Annotated in this window: 7 protein-coding genes; 5 read left to right on the forward strand and 2 right to left on the reverse strand. The window is 69.5% G+C overall.

The features are described 5' to 3' along the window. A partial coding sequence (locus DMC18_RS19355) for an S-layer family protein (protein WP_199232595.1) occupies positions 1–1604 on the reverse strand: 1604 nt, incomplete at its 3' end. Positions 1605–2083: 479 nt separating this feature from the next. On the opposite strand from DMC18_RS19355, the gene DMC18_RS19360 reads away from it, so the two are divergent. From DMC18_RS19360 to DMC18_RS19380, 5 genes are read left to right on the forward strand one after another with little or no spacing between them, the layout of a single operon-like run. Next, complete coding sequence (locus DMC18_RS19360; protein ID WP_110119455.1) at positions 2084–2626, forward strand: phage tail protein; 543 nt, start codon at positions 2084–2086, stop codon at positions 2624–2626. A gap of 25 nt (positions 2627–2651) precedes the next feature. Beyond that, positions 2652–3185, forward strand: a complete 534-nt coding sequence (locus tag DMC18_RS19365) for a phage tail protein (protein ID WP_110119456.1) — start codon at positions 2652–2654, stop codon at positions 3183–3185. Positions 3186–3200: 15 nt separating this feature from the next. Beyond that, on the forward strand, positions 3201–3728 hold the full coding sequence (locus DMC18_RS19370; protein WP_110119457.1) for a phage tail protein: 528 nt from the start codon (positions 3201–3203) through the stop codon (positions 3726–3728). After that, on the forward strand, positions 3703–4263 hold the full coding sequence (locus DMC18_RS19375; protein WP_110133219.1) for a GNAT family N-acetyltransferase: 561 nt from the start codon (positions 3703–3705) through the stop codon (positions 4261–4263). Before DMC18_RS19370 ends, DMC18_RS19375 begins: the two co-directional genes overlap by 26 nt. 49 nt (positions 4264–4312) lie before the next feature. After that, positions 4313–5128, forward strand: a complete 816-nt coding sequence (locus DMC18_RS19380; protein WP_110119459.1) for a hypothetical protein — start codon at positions 4313–4315, stop codon at positions 5126–5128. A 4-nt stretch (positions 5129–5132) separates the two neighbouring features. Here DMC18_RS19380 and DMC18_RS19385 read toward each other — a convergent pair. After that, positions 5133–6966 (reverse strand): PAS domain-containing sensor histidine kinase (locus tag DMC18_RS19385; RefSeq protein ID WP_110133220.1); only part of this gene is annotated, 1834 nt, incomplete at its 5' end.

The following is a 6966-nucleotide window of genomic DNA, read 5'->3' on the forward strand; positions in this document are numbered from 1 at the left end:
TTGGCCGGCGACGTCGCCGTGATCTGGGTGTTGCTGTTGATCGTGTAGGTGGCGGTGGCCGCGCCGAATTTCACGGCGCCCGTACCGGCCGCGGCCGCGAAGCCCGTACCGGTGATGGTCACCGTCTGGCCGCCGCCCGTCGGACCCGCCGTCGGCGAGACCGAGGTCACGGTCGGGGCGGAGACATAGGTGTACTGGTCGGCCGCGCTGGTGGCGCTGGAGCCGGCCGGCGTCGTGACGCGCACGTCCACCGTGCCAGCCGAACCGGCCGGCGCGGTCGCCGTGATCGAGGTGGCGCTGTTGAACGTGAAGCCGGTCGCCGCCGTGGCGCCGAACGTCACCGCGGTGACCCCGGTGAAATTGGTGCCGGAGATCGTCACGGACGTGCCGCCGCCTGTCGGGCCCGCCGTCGGCGAGATCGAGGTCACCGTCGGCAGGGCCGAATAGGTGAACTGGTCGGACGCACTGGTGGCGCTCTGGCCGCCCACCGTGGTGACGCGGATGTCCACCGTGCCGGCCGAACCGGCCGGCGCGGTCGCCGTGATCTGAGTGGCGCTGTTGACCGTGTAGCCGGTCGCCGCCGTGCCGCCGAAGGTGACGGCGGTGGCGCCCGACAGGTTCGTGCCGGTGATGGTGACCGAAGTGCCGCCCGCGGTGGAGCCCGTGGTCGGCGAGACCGCGGTCACGGTCGGGGCCGCGACATAGGTGTACTGGTCGGCCGCGCTGGTGGCGCTCTGGCCGCCGGCGGTGGTGACGCGAACGTCAACCGTACCGGCCGAACCGGCCGGAGCCGTCGCGGTGATCTGGGTGGCGCTGTTGACGGTGAAGCCGGTCGCCGCCGTGCCGCCGAAGCTCACGGCCGTGGCGCCGCTGAGGTTCGTGCCGGTGATGGTGACGCTTGTCCCGCCTCCTGTCGGACCGGCGGTCGGCGATATGCTCGTCACGGTCGGCGGGGCCACGTAGGTGTACTGGTTGCCGGCCGCGGTGGCGCTCTGGCCGCCGGTGGACGAGGTGACGCGGGCGTTGACCGTGCCAGCCGAGCCGGCGGGGGCCGTCGCGGTGATCTGGGTGGCGCTGTTGACCGTGTAGCCGGTCGCGTTCGTGCCGCCGAAGGTGACGGCGGTGATGTTGACGAAGTTGGAGCCGGTCAGAACGACGCTGGTGCCGCCCGCGGTCGAACCGCTGGTCGGGCTGAGCGAGCTCACCGCCGGCGGAACGTTCAGGTTCACCGTGATGCCCACCGACCTGGTGGCGTAACAGGTCGCCCCGCCGCCGTAGGACGGACAGCTATAGAGCGTCAGGGTCTCGGTCGCCGGCGCGTTGGCGTTCACCGACATCAGGGTCACCGTGAAGATGTCGGTGGCCGAGGCGTCGGAATAGCTGCTGTTGGACCGGAACTTATAGGTCGCGTTCGCTGTCGTGACCGTCGTGTCCGCGGATGGATAGGGGTAGATGTTGCTGTACCCCTCCCCCGGATAGTCGATCCCGTTCTCGCCCTGGATCGAGTGGATCCCGGTCCAGAAGCTGTCGCCCGCATAGGTGATGAAGATGTCGCAGCTGCTGGCGTTCAGCGTCTGCGTGGCTCCCACCGAGGTGAAGGTCATGGACGAGAGGGTGCAGTCAGCGGCTCTCGATTCCGTTGGAGTCCCGAGGCTCGCCCCCAGAAGCACGGCGGCGAAGACCAATGGAACGGCGAGAAGTTTGCCGAACCGGGACGCGAACGCCGAAAAGATCTTGGCGAACACTGACGAAGATTCCGCGGCCGGAACACCGGCGCGAAGCATGCTGACGCTTTTCAAAAGCCGTCCCCCAAACGCACCGCCCCCGCGGTGCACAATCCAAACGCGTTTCGCGGCCAAAACGCACAGCCGCCCCATCTCAACGCTAGAGCGAATTAATTGCCCGCTCCAGTGCATTTATGCACAGATTTCAAAAAATTCGCATTCTTTGGTTGCTGTTAGTCCGGAACCTGACAGTCCGGACAAAAACCGAGATCTCGGTTTTTCGCTTTACAGTTGATTTTATCCCGGGCCATGCTTGGCCTGGGCGCGCACTCCTTGCGCGTCTATCCCGGGGGAGGGCTATGGCAGAATTCTTCATGGGCCAGGTCATGATGACCGGCTACAACTTCGCGCAGAAGTATTTCGCCTTCTGCAACGGGCAGCTTTTGCCCATCAATCAGAATACGGCGCTATTTTCGCTGCTGGGAACCTATTACGGCGGCAACGGCGTCTCCAACTTCGCCCTACCCGACCTGCGCGGCCGAACGCCGGTCGGCTTCGGCAGCTCTGTGGATCCGTCCTGGCAACCCGCGCCTTACCAGCTGGGCACGGTCACGGGCGTGGAGAACGTCACGCTGCTGACCAGCAACCTGCCGTCTCACACCCACACGGCGACGGCCACCACCCAGGTGGGCGGCGGGCGCAACCCGACCGGCGGCCTGTTCGCGACCTCGAGCGTCAGCACGACGTCGGCCTATGTGGCGCAAGGCGGAGGCTCCCTGCAGCCGCTCTATCCGGCCACGATCGGCGTCACGGGCGGCACCCAGCCGCACCCGAACCTGCAGCCCTACGAGGCCATCACGTTCGTGATCGCCCTGTCGGGCATCTACCCCTCGCGCAACTGATCAGCCGAAAAAACGGAGTTCTAAAATGAGCCAGCCGTATGTCGGCGAGATTCGTGCGTTCGGTTTCACGCGCACGCCCACGGGATGGTTTCCCTGCGATGGACGACTGCTGTCGATCGCGGACTACCAGACCCTCTACACCCTGCTGGGCACCACCTTCGGTGGCGACGGCATCACCACCTTCGGGATTCCGGACCTGAAGGGCCGCCGCCCGATCCACTGGGGCACCCTGCCCGGCGGCAGCACCTATGTTCTGGGCCAGAAGTCGGGCACGGAAGAAGTGACGCTGATCACCCAGCAGATCCCGGCCCACAACCACACCATGGTCGCGGTCGCCGGCGCGTCCACCGCCATCACCCCCGGGCCGACCCTGTTCCCCGGCACCATCGGGGGCACGGACACGCTCTATCTGCCGGACGCCGCGGGCACGACGGTGGTCGCCATGGACACCGAGGCCGTCGGCCTCACGGGCGGCAGCCAGCCGCACGAGAACTGCGCCCCGACCCTGACCGTGTCGATCTGCATTTCCGCCTTCGGCATCTTCCCGTCGCAGAACTGAGCTGGAGATCCCATCATGAGCGAACCCTTCGTCGGCGAAATCCAGCTCTTCGCCTTCAGCTATGCGCCCTACCAGTGGGCGCTGTGCAACGGCGCCACCCTGGCGATCCAGCAGAACACCGCGCTGTTCTCGCTGCTGGGCACCTACTATGGCGGCAACGGCAGCAGCACCTTCCAGCTGCCGAACCTGGTCAATCGCGGCGCCGCCAACCAGGGCCAGGGCGCGGGCCTGTCGGACCGGACCATCGGCGAGACCTTCGGGACGTCGAGCGTCACCCTGACGACCACCACGATCCCGCAGCACACCCACGCCTTCCAGACCTACAGCGGCGGCACCGCCACGCGATCGGCCGCCCCCACCTCGGGCGCGCTGATCTCGCAAGGCGCCACCAAGGTGTTCCTGGCCGCCCAGTCGCCCAATACGTCGCTGGCGCCCAACACCATCCTGCCCACGGGCGGCGGCCTGCCGCACGAGAACAACTCGCCGCTCCTGGCCCTGAACTGGTCGATCGCGCTCTATGGCGTCTTCCCCAGCTTCAACTGACCTGACGGCGTCGGCAGCGGGACCTGTCCCGCCGCCGAACCTCGCGCCCGTAAACTGGCGAGCGAAGGGCCTGGCCCTTCGCTCGATCCGTTTCGAGGATACGTTCTTCCTTCGCGACCTCTACGCCGACCTGCGCGCCGAGGAACTGGCGGCCGTCGATTGGCCGCCGGCCCAGAAGCGCGCCTTCACCGACAGCCAGTACGACCTGCAGGACGCCCATTTCGGCCGCGCCCATCCGCACGCCTGGCGGCTGATCGTCGAGCGGCGCGGCAAGTCCGTCGGCCGGTGCTATCTGGACGACACGCCCGAAGGCCTGCTGGTGGTCGATATCGGTCTGCTGGCGCTGGCGCGCGGCAAGGGGATCGGCGGCGACCTGCTGAAGACCGCCCAGGCCCAGGCCCGCCGCCAGGGCTCGCCCGGCGTCTGGCTGCACGTGCTGAAGGACAATATCCGTGCACGGACGCTCTACGAGCGCCTCGGCTTCGCCGCCACCGGCGAGACCGCGACCCACTGGCGGATGGACTGGACGGCGTAGGGCCTCGCCCCGCCTTGACACCGGCCCCCTCGCCCACCGTCATGCCGCGATGTTCGGTTTCCTGCGCAAGAAGCCCCTGAGGCTGGTCCCGTTCGCCGAGGCTCCGCCGCGCGGCTTCACGCCGCTGCTGTGCGACGGGGTGAGCGCGCACCACCTGCCCTCGTTCGCCGCCCTGCTGGAGCTGCACGCCCGGCTGCAGGCCGAGCATCCGGACCGCCGCGTCCTGGCCACGCTCGATGACCTGGGCCAGGCCTTCTACACCTCCGGCCACGGCGTCGACGTCCACGAACTGGACGACACCGCCGGCCACGACCTCTCCGCCCTGCCCGCCGCGGCGTTCGAGGACGGCCGTCACCTGGGCTGGTTCAGCACCCCGGCCGAATTTCCGCTGCGCCTGGCCAATCTGAAGGCCCGCGCCCGCGAGGTCGAATTCGACCAGGTGGTCGGCCTGCTGGACTGGGAGACGACCGGCGACGCCAACGACCCGGTCACGGTCAACGGCGAACCCGACGCCGCCCTGCGGCTCGACCGGGAGAAGGAGGTCCTGTTCCAGTTCGTCCCCGTGACCGCGGCGGCCGACCTGATCGCGGCCTTTCCCAACGGCTATTTCGACGCCGACCTCAACCCGATGCAGAACCATGCCCTGGCCCGGAGGCTGGAGACCGCCCACGGCCTCGAACTGTTCGGGATCGGCTCGCGCTTCCTGGCCTTCCGCCGCGCAGCGCCGCTGGACGGCGAGACGGCGCGGGCCGTGGCCGGCGAACTGGCCGCCTTCTACGCCGGGACGCCGCCGGGCAGGGCCGAGGCCCTGGCGCGCCTGCTGACCGGCCGCGACTGGCTGCTGCTGCGCTACACCGAGAGCTGAAAGGCTAGAACCCGAACTCCGGCTGGGCCGCGCCGGGGTGCTGGGTCTCGGGCAGGTGGCAGGTGAAGGTCGAGCCGGCGCCCGGCTCGCTTTCCAGGGCCACCCAGCCGCCGTGCAGCTCGACCAGCGCCTTGACCAAGGCCAGGCCCAGGCCCGGGCCGCCGCGATCGCGGCCGACAAAGCGGTCGAAGATGTGGGCCTGGACGTGGAAGGGCACGCCGCGGCCGGTGTCGGTCACGTGCAGCTTGACCTCGCCCAGGGCCCGCGTGGCCGAGATCGTCACCTTGCCGCCCGGCGGGGTCTGGCGCAGGGCGTTCTCGACCAGGTGGTCGACGGTCTGGTTCAGGCGCTTGGCGTCGCCGCGGATCAGGCCGACCTCTTCCTCGCAGATCACTTCCAGGGTCACGCCGCCGATCTCGGCGTCCTTGCCGCCGCGCTCGAAGGCGCCCTGCAGCAGGTCGCCGACGCGGATGTCCTCGATCTCCAGCGCCATTTCGCCGGCGTCGATCTGGGCCATGTCGAGCACGTCGTCGATCGAGCGGGCCAGCTGGGTGGCCGCGGCGCGCACGGCGGCCACGTGGCCCTTGCCGCGCTCGTGCAGGCCCTCGGCCCGCTCCAGCAGCTCCGAATAGCCGATGATCGTCGTCAGCGGCGTGCGCAGTTCGTAGGAGACGTTGCCGACGAAGTCGCGCTTCAGCCGCTCGGCCTCGGCCAGGGCGGCGGAACGGTCGGCCAGGGCGCTTTCCAGGTGGCGGGTGTCGGTGACGTCGGCGAAGGCGATCAGCGTCGCGCCGTCGGGCAGCGGCCGGCTCTGGTAGACGACGATGCGGCCGTCCGAGGTGCGCACCTCGCCCGAGGTGGGCGCGCGCATCTGCGGATCCGGATCGGCCACCCGGCCCTTCAGCTCGCGCCAGAAGGTCAGGTCGTGCAGGCGGCGCACGCACAGCTCGACCACGCCCTCGAAGTCGCCGGCCGCTTGAAGCGCGAGCGGGGTGACGTTCCAGAAGGTCTCGAAGGCCTCGTTGTGCAGGCGCAGGCGGCCGTCCGAGCCGAACACGGCCACGGCGTCGTTCAGCTTGTCGAGCGTGGCCTGCTGCACCTGGATCAGGGCGTTGTACTGGGCCTTCAGGCGCAGTTCCCCGGTGATGTCGGAATAGAGCAGCAGCATGCCGCCCAGCGGGTGGGGCTGGCGCACCACCTTCAGCGTGCGGCCGTCGGGCAGGTCCCACAGCTCGTCGGCCTGGGGACCCAGGTCCTCGTAGCGGGCAAGCTCGGCCGCCTTCCACTTGGCGTAGTCGACCGTCTCGGGCAGGCGGCGGCGCTGGCGCAGGCGATCGAGCACCTCGCCATGGGTCGGCCGCTCGGCCAGCCACGCTGGCTCCAGGCCCCAGAGGTCGGCGAAGGCGGTGTTGTGGAACGACAGGCGGCGGCTGGCGCTGAAGATCGCCACGCCGTCGGCGATGTGGTTCAGGGTCTCGTCGTGGGCGGCGACGTGGTTCTTCAGCGTCTCGCGGACGTCCTCGACCTCGGTGACGTCGGCGCTGAACACCCCAGCCCCGCCGCCTTCCAGCGGCTTGACGGTGAAGCGGAAGGCCCGGCGGCGGCCGGCGATCGGCGTCCAGCGCACGGTCTCGCGGCGCTCGCCCTTGGCGGCGGTCTCGACGGCCAGGGCGTCGACGGCGCGGTCGAAGGTCTTGCCGTCGCGGGCGGCCTGGAGGGCGTTGTCGACGCCGGTGGCGCGCAGATAGGCGGCGTTGGCCCAGGTCGGGGCGCCGTCGGCGGCGGCGATCCAGGCCGGTTCGGCCAGGCCGTCGACGAAGGCGGCGAAGCGGGCGGCG

The sequence above is a fragment of the Caulobacter sp. D5 genome (assembly GCF_003185805.1).
GTDB lineage: Bacteria > Pseudomonadota > Alphaproteobacteria > Caulobacterales > Caulobacteraceae > Caulobacter.

Coding starts and splice junctions, on each gene's coding strand:
- DMC18_RS19360 (WP_110119455.1), top strand. CDS start 2,084: ATGGCAGAATTCTTCATGGGCCAGGTCATGATGACCGGCTACAACTTC.
- DMC18_RS19370 (WP_110119457.1), top strand. CDS start 3,201: ATGAGCGAACCCTTCGTCGGCGAAATCCAGCTCTTCGCCTTCAGCTAT.
- DMC18_RS19375 (WP_110133219.1), top strand. CDS start 3,703: ATGGCGTCTTCCCCAGCTTCAACTGACCTGACGGCGTCGGCAGCGGGA.
- DMC18_RS19380 (WP_110119459.1), top strand. CDS start 4,313: ATGTTCGGTTTCCTGCGCAAGAAGCCCCTGAGGCTGGTCCCGTTCGCC.
- DMC18_RS19365 (WP_110119456.1), top strand. CDS start 2,652: ATGAGCCAGCCGTATGTCGGCGAGATTCGTGCGTTCGGTTTCACGCGC.